We start from the raw sequence: 16,470 nt of genomic DNA on the forward strand, positions 1-16,470 counted from the left end.
TTATGGCGATGTTTTCCTTATCTGTTATTTGAGAAACATTTTTTGTTGTATTATATGATATTTGTAGGTATCAGGGTTGAAAAATCAAAATTCATATTATAATTTTTACTATGACAATAAAAGCAAAATATTTGTTTAAGGAATAAAATGCGAACACATTATAATGCAGATTTAAATATTAACGATGTTGGTAAAGAAGTACGACTTTGTGGTTGGTGTAATACATACCGAGATCATGGTGGTGTCATTTTTATCGATTTGCGTGATACAAGTGGTATTATTCAACTTGTCGTAGATCCTAGTAGTCAAGCTCATAAAATTGCTTCAAGCGTTCGTGATGAGTTTGTTCTTTTTGCAAAAGGTAGTGTCCGTGCTAGAGGGGAAGGATTAAGTAATCCTAAACTTAAAACGGGAGAGATTGAAGTTGTATTAAATTCTCTCACGATTGAAAATAAGTCGCTCACACCACCAATTATTATTAGTGATTCTAGTGTCAATGAAGAATTACGATTAAGGTATCGCTATCTTGATTTGCGTAATCCACAAAATCTTGATATTTTTAAACTTCGTTCAAAAGTTGCTAGCATAACTCGCATATTTTTAGAATCTCAAGGTTTCTTAGAGGTTGAGACACCTATTTTAAGCAAGGCTACACCAGAGGGTGCAAGAGACTATCTTGTCCCATCACGTGTGCATGAAGGCGAGTTTTATGCTCTACCACAAAGTCCGCAGCTTTTTAAACAGCTTTTAATGATGAGTGGTTTTGAAAGGTATTATCAAATTGCAAAATGTTTCCGTGATGAAGATTTGCGTGCGGATAGGCAACCAGAATTTACTCAAATTGATGTCGAGATGAGTTTTTGCGATGCAAATGGCGTAATGGCGATTGCTGAGGGACTTGTGCGTGAGATTTTTAAGGTTTGTGGACATGAGATTTGTGCTAAGATTCCACAAATGAGTTATCATGAGGCAATGGAGAAATATGGTAGTGATAAGCCCGATTTGCGTTTTGATATGTCATTAATTGAAGTAGCAGATTTATTTTTAGAATCAAGCAATGATATATTTAAAAATATTGCAAAAGACACAAAAAATAATCGTTTTAAAGCATTATGTGTGAAAAATGGAGATAATTTTTTTAGTCGTAAAACTTTAAGCGATTTAGAAAAGTTTGTCCGAAGCTTTGGAGCAAAGGGTTTGGCATATATTCAAGTAAAAGAAGAATGTATAAATTTTAGTCAAGAAGAGATAGAATCTTCTCTTAAAGGTCCATTAGTTAAATTTATTGCTCCGAATAATATAAAAGAATTAATTCTTCGTGTTGGTGCAAAAAAAGGAGATATAATCTTTTTTGGTGGAGACAAAAAACAACTTGTATGGGATTATATGGGAAGATTGAGACTCGAGATTGCTTCGCAAATGGGCATCATAGATTCTAAACAATTAAGCTTTTTGTGGGTTATAGATTTTCCTATGTTTGAACGCACAGATGAAGGAATTAAAGCATTACATCATCCATTTACTATGCCTAAAAATTTGGAAGAAAATGATATAGAAGATATTAACTCTATTGCATATGATCTTGTTTTAAATGGTGTTGAGCTAGGTGGTGGGAGCATTAGAATCCACAAAAGTGATATTCAAGCAAGAATTTTTGAATTACTTGGAATCTCAAATGAAGAAGCTACACAAAAATTTGGTTTCTTGCTTGAAGCTTTACAATATGGTGCACCACCACATGGAGGTTTTGCTATTGGTTTTGACAGATTGATTATGTTGCTTAGTGGAGCACATAGTATCCGTGAAGTTATCGCTTTTCCAAAAACGCAAAAGGCTAGTTGTCTGCTTATGAATGCTCCAAGTTCTGTAAGCAAAGAGCAATTGCATGAATTACATATAAAAATTAATCCCACAAAATAAGGAGATAAAGATGAAGAAATTATTTTTGATTATCGGTGCACCTGGTAGTGGTAAGACAACAGATGCACAAAAGATTGCGGCGGCAAATAATGCGATAGCCCATTATTCTACGGGTGATTTATTGCGTGCAGAAGTGGCAAGCGGAAGTAGTCAAGGAAAGACTATTGAAAGTTTTACAAGCAAGGGAAACCTTGTGCCTTTAGATATTGTGGTGCAAACAATTGTAGGTGCAATTAATAACTCACCAAAAGATATTATTCTTATTGATGGTTATCCTAGAAGTGTTGAACAAATGATGGAGCTTGACAAAGTGTTAGCTCAAGATTTTAATGTAAAACTTGTAAGTGTTATCGAAGTTAAAGTAAGTGAAGAAGTTGCACGAGATAGAGTTTTGGGACGTGCACGTGGTGCTGATGATAATGCAGAGGTATTTAAAAATCGCATGAGAGTATATCTCGATCCTCTGAATGATATTCAAAAATTCTATAATAATGCAAATATTTTGAAAGTCATTGATGGTGAACGCACAATTGATGAAATTGTATCCGAAATGAAAATATATATAGAATCTCAATGTTAAACTTTTTAAGTTTTTCTTAATTATTTACATCTTAACATCCAAATTATTTTTTAAGCGATTCCTTGCTTTCAAAATACTAAAAATAGTATAGGATTATTAATATATTTTTAAATTCATGGCTATAAAAGCTTGAATATGTAAGTCAATCGTAAAAATATGATAACCAAATTGTTAGATATTTAAGTGAATACTACTAAAAGCAAGGGCTGAAATTGTTTGGAATGATTTGTTTGTTGCACTGCTCTTTATAAAAGATAGGATTATCACAATAATGTAGGGTTTATAATCCCATTTTATTTGGATTAAGGATATTGTTTGGGTCAAAAGCCTTTTTAATTGAGCGGAATAATTCCATTTCAGCATTACTAAAAGCAAGATTCATAAACGGTGCTTTTGCTAACCCTATGCCATGTTCGCCACTTAAAGTTCCCTCTAAATCCACTGCAATTTTAAAGATTTCTGTGATTGCTTCATGTCCTTTCTCTAAGTCATTTAAATCTTCTACCATAACATTTGTATGTACATTTCCATCACCTGTATGTCCAAAACATGGAATTTTAAAGCCATATTTTTCACTTACTCCCTGAATTGCTGTGAGTAATTCAGGGAGTTTTGCACGTGGAACTGTAATATCTTCATTAAGCTTTTTTTTACCATAAATACTAATACTTTGACTAACATTTTTTCTGGCAAACCATAAATCCTCACCATCCTTATCATCTTTTGCAATCTTGAAATGTGTGCAACCATTTTCTTTAAACTTTTCTTCAATTTGTATAAGTTGGTATTGGATTTCAGAATCAAGATTCCCATCAACTTCTGTAATGAGAATCGCTCCAGCTTCAATAGGCAATCCTTTATGAAATTTTTCTTCAACCGCACGAATACTAAGATTATCTAAAAATTCCATAGCAACAGGTGTTACCCCGCTTCCCATTGTTTTATAAACAGCATTCATGGCATTTTCTATGGTGTCAAAGATTCCCATGGCAGAGCGTTTGAGCTTTGGTTTTGCAAGAAGTTTCAATGTAATTTCACTAATAACCGCTAATGTTCCCTCACTTGCGATTAAAATTCCTGCCACATTGTAACCAGCAACATCTTTGATAGTTTTTTTACCTGCACGAATAATATCTCCATTGGGTAAGACTGCACGAATAGCCATCACATAATCTTTTGTGATTCCATATTTTGCGGCACGCATCCCACCAGCATTCTCGCTTACATTTCCTCCTATGGTACTTTGATTTTCACTTGCTGGGTCAGGAGGATAGAATAAACCATGGGATTCTACAAAATTTTGTAATTCTTTGTTAATAACACCAGGTTGCACACGCACAATCAAGTTTTTTTCATCAAGCTCAAGGATTTTGTTCATATATTTTTCTAAAGCTAAAACAATGCCACCTTTTGCTACAATACTTCCACCAGTAAAGCCACTTCCTGCACCTCGTGGCACTATTGGGATTAGATTCTTATTGCAGTATTGCAGAATCTTGCTAATGTCATTTTCATGACGCGGGAATAGCACAATGTCAGGCTCTCGTTCCTCGCGTGTTGCATCATAACTATATGCGAGTTTGTGGATAGAATCCGCTTTTGCATTTTCTTTACCAAGTAAATTTTCAAAATAGAGTAAATGTCGCTGTATATCTTGTGGATTTTGCACGAATATATCCTTTATTAAGTGTTTTTTATGAGTATAATTAAAACTTTTTTGTTTCATGATTGGGAGGAATATAATTTCTCTTGTTTCATTCTAATTTTTTTATTATAACTAAATTAATGTATTTTTTATAATTCTTTTTACACTATAATGATAAAACAATCATAAAAGGAAACCTTATAAATTGGCAAAATAGCTTTAATAAACTTGTTGGGATTAGAATTTTCCAATCTTAAAAATCATTCTATATCAATAAGTGGAAATATATGTGTTTGCGAATCAATTTCTTTGCGTTCTTTGCGTTCTGCAAACTCCAAAAAATTAATCAAGCATGGCAATTCAATACACTTTGCTTCGAGCTTTTTAATAAGTTGTAATGCTGCATTTGCTGTGCCACCTGTTGCAATAAGATCATCAATTAAAACAACATTGACACCTTTTATTCCAGCAAATGCATCCTCTTTGATTTCTATTGAATCTTTACCATATTCTAATGTATAACTTTGCGAAAGAACCTTACCGGGCAATTTACCTTTCTTACGAATAGGAACAAAACCTGCTTTAAGGGCAAATGCTAAAGCAGAACCAAGTATAAATCCACGTGCTTCAATACCTACAACATACTCAATTTTATATGTCTGATAACGATGGGCTAACATTTCAATATAATCATAAAAAAGTCGTCCATTTTGCAAAAAAGTTGTAATATCTTTAAATAAGATACCTTTTTTTGGAAAATCAGGAATATTCGTAATGGATTGCTCAATTTCTTCACGCAAAGTTGGTTTATGTTTTGCCATCTTTACTTCGACATTATTATGTTCGTCTATAATTAAATCTTCCAAACTAAAAGCATTAATTGGCTTTTCAATTTCTTTATGCTTTTCTTGTTTATTCATGCTTAATCCTTTAGAGAAACTTAAACGAAAATACATGCTAACTCCTTTTTCCAACCGCAATAATTCATAAGTAGCATTCTCTGTTGCTCATACCAAAATTATAATACGGTCTTAGAGTAAATTTCAAAAGCTAACATATTCCTTATTATAAGAGTATTTTACCCATTATACTTATAATAAAACAAGTAATATTATATCTTTTATTCTGAAATAGCTATATTTTTTACAATAATGCTTCAATTTTTTGCTCCAAATCTTTAATTCTACTTTTATAGTTATCGGTTTCTATGCGATATTGAGAATTTCTTTGTTTGAGAGTTTTAACCTCACTCTTTAAGGTATTGAGTTCTTTTGTCAAAATATCAATATTTCCCAACGCTCTTTGTAATGATAATTGATGTTTTTGTATAAGCACTTCTGTTTCTACAAGAGTATAACGCATATGGGCTGATTCTTTCTTTTCTTTTTGTGCAATACTCTTATAGTAAAATGCACTTACTACCATGAATAAAACAAATAGAATAAAAATAGTTAAAGCAAACCATTCGACTAAGGCGTTCATATTTCTCCTTTGATTGTGATTAATTTTTCTATTCTTTTGCTATGTCTTCCACCTTCAAAACTTTCTTGTAAAAATACTTCAACAATGGCTTCAGCAAGTCCCGGTCCCAAAACCCTTTCCCCCAAACATAGCACATTGGCATTATTGTGCCTGCGTGCAAATTTTGCCATAAAAGTATCTGTGCATAACGCAGCACGGATATTACTGTGCTGATTTGCAGCAATACTCATTCCAATTCCGGTCCCACAGATTAAAATCCCCCTACTTTTTATATCTTTTTTAACTTTTTCGCAGAGAATATCTGCAATATCGGGATAGTCAACACTTTCTGGTAGGGATACACCTAAATCTTCAAAAATAATATTGTTACGATGACAATACTCAACTATCATATATTTAAGATTAATACCCGCATGATCATTAGCAATAAATAGCATATTTATCCTTAAAGTTGTAAAAATAGTATTGTGATAGCTTCAATGAGAAATACTATCCCGTTCTGTGTGAGTGGAAATAATAAAAGTAAAATGATTAAAATCATACCATATTTTTCAAGATTATTATACCATCTTGCAAAGATTGAGGTATGAAAAAATAATCCTGTATATGCCAGTATTTTTGCTCCATCAAGTGGTGGGAAAGGCAAAAGATTAAAAACAACCAATAAAATATTGCTATAAATCATAATAAATAGAAATTGAAATATAAACCCATCTTGTATAATAAAATTATAACGCAAACCAAGCTTTAATAATACAACAACACAAAATGTAAGAAAAAGATTCAAAAATATACCAGACCATGCTACTAAAATACATCCTCTAAAACCACTCTGTTGTTCTATATTAGTAAAATTAATTGTCATTGGTTTTGCATAACCAAACATAAAAGGTGCCCCAAGCACAAGTAGTGTAATTGGGAGTACAATTAAACCAAATATATCAATGTGTTTTAAAGGGTTAAAAGTAATTCTATTCATAATTTTTGGTGTATTATCACCATAACGCAAAGCCATTAATCCTTTAAAAAATTCCCTACTAATAGCAGCAAAAAATATTGCAACAAGGTATGGTATGATTGATAAAATAATATCAAATAATTCCATAATAGTCTATTCAAACTCCATATTTAGTAATTCTTCTTTACAATACAAAGATTCTACTAACTTCAAATTTCCAATGTTCCCAATCTAAATTATCCATTAGACTATTCAAAATTATAAATATTTCTTCAAAGCAGTAATATCTTGCATTTAAAAAATGAACAACAAACACTAAGAAGTAAATAGAAAATATTAGAATACTCTAATAAGTTTTATTATGAATAAAATAATGGAATCTATCAAAAACCCAATTATAACATGCAAGAATGAATCATATTTCGTTATCATTACATTTTTGTTTTGATTTCAATCCCTAAAAGTGCAAAACCTATTGTAAAACTTAATGAAACAAGTTCCAATGCCTTGAGAATCTGTGCTTCATAAATAGTGTTTAGGATTCTATGTGTATTATAAAATGCGTGAAATTGTTTTGCTAAATTCTTAAGGTATTCACAAAGTTTTTGAATTGCCCTCTCTTGATATGCTTGTTCTAAGATGTGGTGCAAACTTAAGGCACATAGTATAAGATTCATTAATTCATCTTGTAATTGATTTAAATTATTGTTTTGTTCTAAAGTCTCATTCCATTGATTCAAATCCTCAAAACTTGCATGATGGATATGTTCTTTACTTAATGTTGTTTTTTCTAAAAGAGTATGTATCCTTGCATTTGCGTAATTAATATAAAATACCGGATTTGATGAATCTTGTTTATTTAGATCTTCAATATCAAATTCCAAATGTGTATCAAGACTCTTGCTTAAAAAAATAAATTTTAAACTATCGGCACCAATATCATCGATTACATCTTGCATAAGGATAAAATTCCCTGCACGTTTGCTCATTTTATATGGTTGTCCACCTTTTAAAAGACTTACCATTTGAGCCAACAACACTTCAAGTCTGTTGGAATCAAAACCTAAAAATTCTACACTTGCTTTGATACGGGCAACATATCCATGATGGTCTGCACCCCAAATATTAATATAAGAATCGAAATCACGTTGAAATTTATCACGATGATAAATAATATCACCCGCCATATATGTTGGTTCACCATTTTCTCGCACTAAAACACGATCTTTTTCGTCTCCTTTTAAACTCGATTTAAGCCAAATAGCATTATCTTTATGTTCCAAAGCATTATGTTTCTCTAGCTCACACAATGTCTCATTCCATCGTGAATAAATTTCTTTTTCACTTACAAAATTCTCGAATATAATATGAGCAGATTCTAAATTATATTGAATGACTTGAAGCATTCTCTCTTTTCCAAATATACCCAAATCTTCTTGAATGTCATCAAAATTATTCTTAAAAAAATCTTCTTGAAAATATGAAATTGCTTCTTGTGCAACACTTTCAATATATTCTCCCTTATATACATCTCCATCTTGCTGAGTGAGATGGAGAATCTTTGTTGCTGCATTATAAATCGAACGTGCTAACATATTAATTTGACTTCCTGCATCATTTACATAATACTCACTTATAATTTCATCACCCAAATACTTTCCTATACGTTGGAATACGCTACCAAAAATAGCTCCACGAGCATGTCCTATATGTAGCGGTCCTGTGGGATTAGCACTCACATATTCGAGTAATATTTTATGTTTGTTAGAATCACAACTTCTTTTCCCAAAATTAGTTGGATTTGCCAATGCTTGATTTACTTGGTGTGCAAAAAATGTAAGAGAAAGTTTCAAATTCAAGTAACCATTTAATGATACAATCTCCGAAAAAAATGTGGTATTTTTATTATGATGAGAAAGTCTTGCCTTTTGTCTTAAAAAAATAGCAAAATTATCAGCAATTTCTCTAGGATTCTTACGCATTTTTTTGGCAAGAACAAAACTAATTGGACTCGCAAAATGTCCATGTTGCTTATTTTTTGGATATTCTAGGGGAATGTCATTTGGACAATAAGGAATCCATAAATCTTTATTTTGCTGCGACCCCATATCTTTGAAATTACAATCAACACTGCTAGAGTTTTTAGAATCTACATATAGAGAATGATAGTCTTTTGTGCGTAATAAACCATTTTCTAACAAAAATACATTAATATATTCTGCTAAAATTTCTCTCACTTTATAAAACATTAGATTTTTTCACTCTTTGGCGTATAAGAATTATTGTTTTTTGAATCAGATTCTATAATTTGTGCTTCAATAACTTCAGGTGGTCTTGGTGATGGTTTTTGCTCTTGTTTTTGTTGTGTCTGGATCACATTTTCATTTTCATCAGATTTTTTTTCTTCATTACCATCTAACTCTTTTTTAAAAGTGCGTATACCACTTCCCAAACCTTTTGCTAACTCAGGAATTTTCTTTGCACCGAATAATAAAACAATTACTAATAAAACAACAAGCCAATGCCAAATACTCATACTACCCATAATGAGCCTCCTAGATATAATATTGTATTAATAAGTTTTCAATCTTGCTTTTGCTATTAAGTAAAAACATACTTTTTGCAATATGTAAAATTGCCTCTTTTGAATCCTTTATTGTATCATTTATTAGCAAATAATCAAACGAATCCGCATGCTTTAATTCATCAAGAGCATTTAAAAGTCTTTTATGAATTGTTTCTTCATTATCAGCATTACGCATTTCCAACCTTGCTTTAAGTGTTTGTAACTCTTTTGTTGTAATAAACACAGATTTAGAATGAGGGTAGTGTGTTTTAATGCTGTCATGTCCCTTTACATCAACATCACATAAAATAAATTTATTTTCTCTAATTGCCTCTTCAAATTGTGCGATTCCTGTTCCATAGAAATTCCCATGCACTTCTTCATATTCAAGAAACTTTCCTGATTCAATCCCGAGCATAAAATCGTTATGTGAAACAAAAAAATAATCTTTTCCATCTTGTTCTCCCGAACGCTTTGGACGCGTTGTTGTGGAAATAGAAAAATAAAGATTGGGAATATGCTCTTGCAAAAATCTTGAAAGAGTGCTTTTACCCGCACCAGATGGTCCAGAAATAATGAGAATATTGTAATCTTTACTATGTATTTGCATGCATATCCTTATTTTTACCAAAATGGATATTGAAACTAATATCTGTGCCATCCAAAATTTCATGTAATTTTTCACGGGGAGTATTTTTAAAGAAATCAATCAAACTATCGGCACTCATATCTTTTACATTGACCTTATTTATAGATATTGTTTCAGAATCTTGCGTATCAACATCAAGATTTAAATCAAGTGTAGATTCAATATCTTCATATTCATTATCTTTTTCTAAAATATCATTCATAGTAGCAATAGTTTCATTCTCCTTAATAGAAGAATCATCAGACAAAGAATCCTCATTGAGTACTATATTTTCTTCTAAATCATTGGAATCCACAACATTGGTGTTCGCTACATCATGCAAAGATTCTACTGAGCTTAAATCAACATCTGAGCTTCCATTACTATTATGAATGTTTTCCTCAGTCTCTTCAGCTTCTAAATCCGGATTTAATTCCAAATCAAATACAAAATTGTCTTCTTTCTGCTCTAAACTTTCCTCTAACTCTGAATCTTGAAGTAAATTTAAGTCTGTTTGCATTTTTTCATTGTTATCAGATTCTAAATTCTCATCATCATTCATTTCTCTATCGGAATGATTATTTAAAGATTCAATGACTGTCCCAGCATCTTCATTAGCTTGTGTCATCATTGCTTTTTCAATATGTTGCATACTTTCTGCATTTTCTACCTCATACATTTGTGCTAAATCCCGCATGCTCAATGTATCATCTGCAACATCTTGAGATTCGTTTTTCTCATCAAAGCTATTCTCTAGCTCTTCTAGTGTACCAACGGATTCTGCAGGAGATTTATTGGGTGGACTTTCAACAACATCTCTATCTACTTGTGAAGCATTCTCATTGTCTGTCATATCCGAATCTTGGATATCAAATAGTTGATTTAACTTATCAACATTTACGATGGAATCGCCACCCTCTCCCAAAGCCTTTGCAACCTCACTTTCTGTAAGGTTCTCAATATTATCCTCATTTGATGGTAACATAACATATTGCTTATTGGGATCATGTTCAAAAGAATCAGTAGTGAGACTAGATACATTTTCGTTATCATTCATTGTCTCTTGATAATTCTCGCCATCTTGTAAATCATTATTAACTTCTTGTAAAAGATTATTAACTTCACTAAAATCTTCTTCTAAAAAGATCTGAGGTTTATCACTTTTTTCTTGAGGAAGCTGTGCCATATCTACTGACACTTCGTCGTATTCTTGGCTATCATTAGCAATATCTTTAGATTCTAAAATAGAATCTAAGTTCGCCTCTTCTTGTGTTGGTTGTTCTAGGATATGATCGTTCAAAGTTTCTTCTTGGTTCCCTAAAACTTGAGCGTCATCTTCTTGCATTCCTAATGTTTCATGAGAATCTTTGTGTTCTAAATCAACTAGATTCAAATCTAAAGATTCATCAGAATTTTGAGTAGAAGTTATAGAATCTTTACTATCTGAATCCTGGTCCAGATTCATGGACTCTAATAAATTATCAGTATCACTAGAAAGTGTAAATTCGTCCTTGCTATCCATATTAAAAGTTACATCTAGGTCTTCTATTAATGAAGAATTTTCAGAGTCTTGCCGTTTGTTTTCCCTATTGCTTTCTTCTATTTCATTTTGTTGTAGATCATTGATTGTATTTTCTTCGCCTGAATCATCTGGGAAACTCATTTCCAATGCGGCAGTCAAATCACCAAATGCATCATCAAGACTTGTATTTGTAGTTGCTGATTGCAATGATTCCTCTGTTTCATTTTCAGCTTTTGTATTATCTAAATCAATATCATTAAGAGAACTGGTATCCAATGTCTCTGGTTCTATATCTGTGGAATTAAGATTCTCTCCTTTTTCTGATTCTTTTTCTAATGAAAACTCTAAATTTTCTGTATTTATTGCAGAGATAGTTTCATTTGGTGCATCATCAAAAGTTATATTTGCTATTTTATCGCTAGAAAACGCAGATTCTAGTGCGGCAGTCAAATCACCAAATGCATCATCAAGACTTGTATTTGTAGTTGCTGATTGCAATGATTCCTCTGTTTCATTTTCAGCTTTTGTATTATCCTCTATAAAATCTTGTTCTACATTCTCTTCCATGTTAGCAATATCTGATTCTGCTTGAGATGAATCATCTGGGAAACTCATTTCCAATGCGGCAGTCAAATCACCAAATGCATCATCAAGGCTTGTATCACTAGCATGATTACTAGAATTATCAATATTTTCTAATTTAAAATCAAAGCTTTCTGATTCCTTATCTGTAGCATCATCTAATTTTGTATCAATATGATCTATTGGAAGTTCAGCAGAATCAAGCTCAAATGATGATAAATCATCTTCTTTTTCTTCCTGCTTGGTTTGAGATTCTATCTCTTCAGATAAATCTAAATTATCCGGTGTCTCTATGGGTTCACTCATAGATTCAATACTTGTGGTTGTAGTCTCGTTTTCAATTTCAAAGTCTCTTTTGATATTTTCTTGAGGGATTACTTCAGAATCTTCAGATTCTACCTCTCCAATTTGTTTTGAATCCTCAAGCAAACTACTCATATCATCTTCTAAAATATCTACTTCTTTTTCTTCATCTTGTGCTTCTTCTGATTCTTGATTTACCTCTGTATTTTTTGATTCCAAAAACTTCTTTGGACTTGGCATTAGCTCATCTCGTTCTTCATCGCTCAAGAATAAATCGTCATCATGCGATGAGTTGTTTGCCACCTCTTTTACTTCTTCTTCAAAATTATCAGAGACTTCTGGTTTCTCTTTCACATTTGATTGTTTAAGTGCAGATGCATCAATCATAGAATCTAGGTCAAAATTGGATAAATCAAGTGGATTTGTTGTATTGTTTGCTTCTTTTGAATCCGCTTTCAAATCACTTAAATCGTTTTCGAATGGAGATATTTGTGCGTTATCATGCTCTGTGTTTGCTTCATATTTTTCTGTATCTTGGTGAGAATCTTCTTCATTGCCTTCAGTTGAATTTTTATGGTCAGAATTGCTTTTTTCTGCAGAATCCTGAGAAATTGGTGTTACTTCTCCTGTCGCCTCAAGCGAAGCAAAATCAAGTGAATCGGGGTCAAATTCAAAATCATCTAAATCTTTTACTTCTTTTACTTCTTTCTCGATTGATGTTTTATCAATATTGCTCAAATCAAGATTCTCGGGTCTTGGTATTTCAGCTGCACTCAAGTCCATATCGATTTCTTTAATTTTATCAACCGAACTATAATCTGCATTATTAATCATAGAATCAACATCCATACTATCCAAATCAGAATCTTTTTCGTCTGGAGTATTGTTTGCCTTATTGGCTGTTTCAGCATATGTTACGCATTCATTCAAAATCTCAAGTATATCAGTAGGCAAAAAAGGTTTTTGAATAGCAATATTAAATTCATGTTGTTTAATTTGAGTCTTACGACCAAAAAGTAAACAAACCTTAACATGATCTTGTAGCGAAGTTAATCGTTGCAGATTTTTTCCAACATTTTCATCATCAACAACAATACAAATATAATCGTGAGGATTAAAATCAGGTGCAATACGTGCAACATTCTCTACTTCTAAATTTAATTTTTGACTTGCTATACTGACGAGTTTTTTGATTACAGGGTTTTGATTAATCAATAATACTTTCATTGTATTTTCTCTATCCTAATTTAAAAATCTACTTTAAGAATCTTGCGAAACGAATAAAATAACATTATAATACAAAAATGTTTTTATTTTCATTTTGTAGGAGTTGAAATGTCAAAAAAAATAATATTTTTTACATTTTTTTTAAAATCCCATTGCTTTAAGATATTTTTTCTCACTTTTTTAATTATTTATGCGGGAAGCATAAAAGCTGATGAGAGACTCTATATGATGCCTTATGAACAAGCTGATGCACTTAAGGCATTAATATCTTCTATTTCGAATGCTAAAAAAAATATTAATATTTCTATTTATAGTTTCACAAATAAAGAAATTGCAAAAGCTTTAAGAGATGCTAGCGGTAAAGGTGTGAAAATCAATATCATTTATGATATGGGGCAGAAAAAAATTGCTAATAGTACAATAGGCTATCTTGAAAAATTTGCAAATATTCACACTTGCTTACTTGAGGGTAATCAAGCAAAAGGTGGTAAATATAAAGGTATTATGCACCAAAAAATGATTATTGTTGATAATGCACTTATTGGATTAGGAAGTGCAAATTGGAGTAAAAATGCTTTCGAAAATAGTTATGAAACGCTTTTCTTTACAGATTCACAAGAAATTATCCAAAAAGCAAGTATGTATTATAGTAAAATGCTATCAATATGTATTCCATTTATTAATTATTAAAAAATTACACAAATTGCCAAACTATTCAGTAAGTTTTATGTATACAGAATAGTTAAACCTCATATACTAATTTGATAAAGTTATATTCTCAAAAAATACACGATTAGCAACACCATCAAATGACCTTATATTCATTGTTTGCAATGTAAGCTCTATCGCATTTAAGACAAATGAAATTTCATGTAAAGGAATATAACCCATATGATTAATTCTAAAAATTTTATCTTTTAATCTATCTTGACCACCTGCAAGATTAACTTTGTATTGCATTTTTAGAATCTTAATAATGTCTTTTGTATTTTCTCCAATAACTACACTCATACTATTTGCAGGGACTTTAGGATAAATTTGCAAATTTAATGCTTGTAATGCCTGACGAGTAGCATTTGCAATATTCGCACTATAATAATAAATATCCTCAAAATGCAACCCATTTTTTACAAGCATTTCAAAATATGCTTGTAATCCAATAATGATAGAAGTTGTCGCGGTATATGCGGTTGTATTTTTGCGTTGATTTTTTAATTCTTTTGAAAGATTAAAGTAATATCCGCTTGAATGAGATTCTATATGTTGCAAGGCATACCCACTTAATCCAATAATAGCTAAGCCGGGTGGCAACATAAAAGCTTTTTGACTGCCACCAATAAGTGCATCAATATTACTTATCTCAATTTTTTCTACCCCCATTGCAGTAATTGCGTCTGCAACAACGAAAATGTTTGAATTATATTGTTTGATTGTATGTGCTATTTCTTTGTATGGATGGCTTAATCCTCCTGCAGATTCACAAATTTGAAAACAAACACACTCAATATCTGGATTTACCTTAAGCAAATCCAATACTTCTTGGGCATTTGCTGGTGTGTCCCATTCATTCACAATTTCAATAACTTCGCGTCCTAATGCCCTACCTATTGCACCAAATCGCTCACCAAATTTTCCACTATTAATACTAAGAATCTTGCGTGTGGAAAAATTTGTAATACAAGTTTCCATCGCTCCTGTGCCACTGCTTGCTACCATAAGAACCTCAGGCATACCAATCAAATCCATAAGATTCTGTCTTGCATTTGCAAAGATTGTTTCAAACTCTGGAGTCCGATGATGAAATGTTGGTTGCGACATAGCTTGACGAATAAACTCTGGTGTTGGTGTTGGACCTGGTGTAAATAACAATGATTCTGCAATAATTTTTGTTTGTTGTGATTTCATTTTTTCCCTTTTTTTGTAAAAATATTTAAAAGTATAACAAAATTATACAACGAAATTAAGTAAAATATAGTATCCTTACAAACAGACAAGTTCATAAAGACTTGTGATTTTAATAATTTAAGGAATTATAATGAGCATTGGAATTTTTGTCGGTAGCGACAATGGCACTACAACTGATGTATGTGAAAGATTAGCAGAAAAATTAGGAGGTGCAGAGCTTGTGGATGTTGCAAATGCAACTCCTCAAGATATTGATAAGTATGATAAAGTTATTTTAGCAAGTTCTACATGGGGTGATGGTGAGTTACAGAGTGATTGGGAAAGCTATGCTGAATCATTAAATGGTAAAGATTTTGGAGGCAAAACGGTAGCTCTATTGGCTCTAGGAGATGCGGATAGTTATGGAGATACTTTTTGTGATGCACTTTATCATCTAAAAAATGCTGCAAAAGGTGCTAAAATTGTTGGTGCGGTTTCTACTGATGGATATGAATTTGGAAGTTCAAAGGGTGTAGAAAATGGTAGTTTTGTGGGACTTGCAATTGATGAAGCAAATGCAGATGATCAAACAGACTCTAGACTTGATACATGGGTTGAGAAACTCAAAGGTGCTGGATTCTAAGTAGTAATCTATCATAAGTATTCCTACAAAATATTGCTAAATTTTAGATTATAGAAAATAGGTTATAAACTACTATTATGACATTATCCAATATTTTGGTAACTTTCTATTTTTTAAAGCAATATTTCGCACAAATTATTAAGCTTTTCTTTCTGAAAGTTAAGAAAAGTTTTTTTATTTGTTCTTATTCTTTTCTTTACTTGAATTCTAATCTTAAAATTAAATATAACATATACCCTCAAGATATGGAGTTATTCATAAGCTTCAAATCATTAAATTGTATTAATTATTATATGAACTATAAATATTTTACAATATTAAAACTACGATTAACACCTATTTCTAATGCAATCTAAAAATACAGTTTTCATGCTGAAGTTAAGATAAATAATTGGTTTTTTTGTAAATTTTTGAGATTTCGCATTATCCTGTTTCATAAAATCTCATCCATGAAACCAAAGTTTACATAACATGAATATCTATATGTTGGTATTTTATAATTTGTATTGGATACTGAAAAATTAAGATAT

Annotated in this window: 14 protein-coding genes; 4 read left to right on the top strand and 10 right to left on the bottom strand. The window is 31.5% G+C overall.

Features of this window, described 5'->3' with window-relative positions; all coding sequences use genetic code 11:
• The first annotated feature begins 147 nt into the window (after positions 1-147).
• The gene (aspS, locus tag CQA53_RS00755; RefSeq protein WP_115542099.1) at positions 148-1,920 is read left to right on the top strand and encodes an aspartate--tRNA ligase; all 1,773 of its coding nucleotides are present in this window, start codon (positions 148-150) and stop codon (positions 1,918-1,920) included.
• Between the two features lie 10 nt (positions 1,921-1,930).
• On the top strand, positions 1,931-2,500 hold the full coding sequence (locus CQA53_RS00760; RefSeq protein ID WP_115542100.1) for an adenylate kinase: 570 nt from the start codon (positions 1,931-1,933) through the stop codon (positions 2,498-2,500).
• Between the two features lie 280 nt (positions 2,501-2,780).
• Here the strand turns inward: CQA53_RS00760 and CQA53_RS00765 are convergent, their stop codons facing one another.
• From CQA53_RS00765 to CQA53_RS00805, 9 genes are all read right to left on the bottom strand, one after another.
• Positions 2,781-4,169: an FAD-linked oxidase C-terminal domain-containing protein gene (locus CQA53_RS00765; protein ID WP_245945550.1), complete on the bottom strand. Its 1,389-nt coding sequence runs from the start codon at positions 4,167-4,169 to the stop codon at positions 2,781-2,783.
• 236 nt (positions 4,170-4,405) lie between these two features.
• Complete coding sequence (apt, locus tag CQA53_RS00770; protein WP_181882310.1) at positions 4,406-4,966, bottom strand: adenine phosphoribosyltransferase; 561 nt, start codon at positions 4,964-4,966, stop codon at positions 4,406-4,408.
• A gap of 322 nt (positions 4,967-5,288) precedes the next feature.
• Positions 5,289-5,627 carry a hypothetical protein gene (locus CQA53_RS00775; RefSeq protein WP_115542103.1) on the bottom strand — a complete coding sequence of 113 codons (339 nt, stop codon included), beginning with the start codon at positions 5,625-5,627 and terminating at the stop codon, positions 5,289-5,291.
• Positions 5,624-6,064, bottom strand: coding sequence for a ribose 5-phosphate isomerase B (gene rpiB / locus CQA53_RS00780; protein WP_115542104.1), 441 nt, complete (start codon positions 6,062-6,064; stop codon positions 5,624-5,626). The genes CQA53_RS00775 and rpiB overlap by 4 nt, the downstream gene beginning before the upstream one ends.
• 8 nt (positions 6,065-6,072) lie before the next feature.
• A complete protein-coding gene (locus CQA53_RS00785) occupies positions 6,073-6,732 on the bottom strand; it encodes a site-2 protease family protein (protein ID WP_115542105.1) in 660 nt (219 codons plus the stop codon).
• Between the two features lie 284 nt (positions 6,733-7,016).
• Positions 7,017-8,693 (bottom strand): arginine--tRNA ligase, encoded by a 1,677-nt coding sequence (gene argS, locus CQA53_RS00790; RefSeq protein ID WP_245945567.1) that lies wholly within the window; start codon positions 8,691-8,693, stop codon positions 7,017-7,019.
• Positions 8,694-8,833: 140 nt separating this feature from the next.
• Entirely contained in the window at positions 8,834-9,133 is a 300-nt protein-coding gene (gene tatA / locus CQA53_RS00795; RefSeq protein ID WP_115542107.1) for a twin-arginine translocase TatA/TatE family subunit, read from the bottom strand.
• A 7-nt stretch (positions 9,134-9,140) separates the two neighbouring features.
• Entirely contained in the window at positions 9,141-9,761 is a 621-nt protein-coding gene (gene gmk / locus CQA53_RS00800; protein ID WP_245945551.1) for a guanylate kinase, read from the bottom strand.
• Positions 9,748-13,413: a midas domain-containing protein gene (locus CQA53_RS00805; protein ID WP_115542108.1), complete on the bottom strand. Its 3,666-nt coding sequence runs from the start codon at positions 13,411-13,413 to the stop codon at positions 9,748-9,750. Before CQA53_RS00805 ends, gmk begins: the two co-directional genes overlap by 14 nt.
• A 108-nt stretch (positions 13,414-13,521) precedes the next feature.
• On the opposite strand from CQA53_RS00805, the gene CQA53_RS00810 reads away from it, so the two are divergent.
• Entirely contained in the window at positions 13,522-14,103 is a 582-nt protein-coding gene (locus tag CQA53_RS00810; RefSeq protein ID WP_115542109.1) for a phospholipase D-like domain-containing protein, read from the top strand.
• Between the two features lie 66 nt (positions 14,104-14,169).
• Here CQA53_RS00810 and CQA53_RS00815 read toward each other — a convergent pair whose 3' ends face one another.
• On the bottom strand, positions 14,170-15,318 hold the full coding sequence (locus CQA53_RS00815) for a pyridoxal-phosphate-dependent aminotransferase family protein (protein WP_115542110.1): 1,149 nt from the start codon (positions 15,316-15,318) through the stop codon (positions 14,170-14,172).
• Positions 15,319-15,448: 130 nt separating this feature from the next.
• On the opposite strand from CQA53_RS00815, the gene CQA53_RS00820 reads away from it, so the two are divergent.
• Positions 15,449-15,940, top strand: a complete 492-nt coding sequence (locus CQA53_RS00820; protein WP_115542111.1) for a flavodoxin — start codon at positions 15,449-15,451, stop codon at positions 15,938-15,940.
• Positions 15,941-16,470 lie beyond the last annotated feature (530 nt).

It is taken from the genome of Helicobacter didelphidarum, from assembly GCF_003364195.1.
GTDB classification, from domain to species: Bacteria; Campylobacterota; Campylobacteria; order Campylobacterales; family Helicobacteraceae; genus Helicobacter_A; species Helicobacter_A didelphidarum.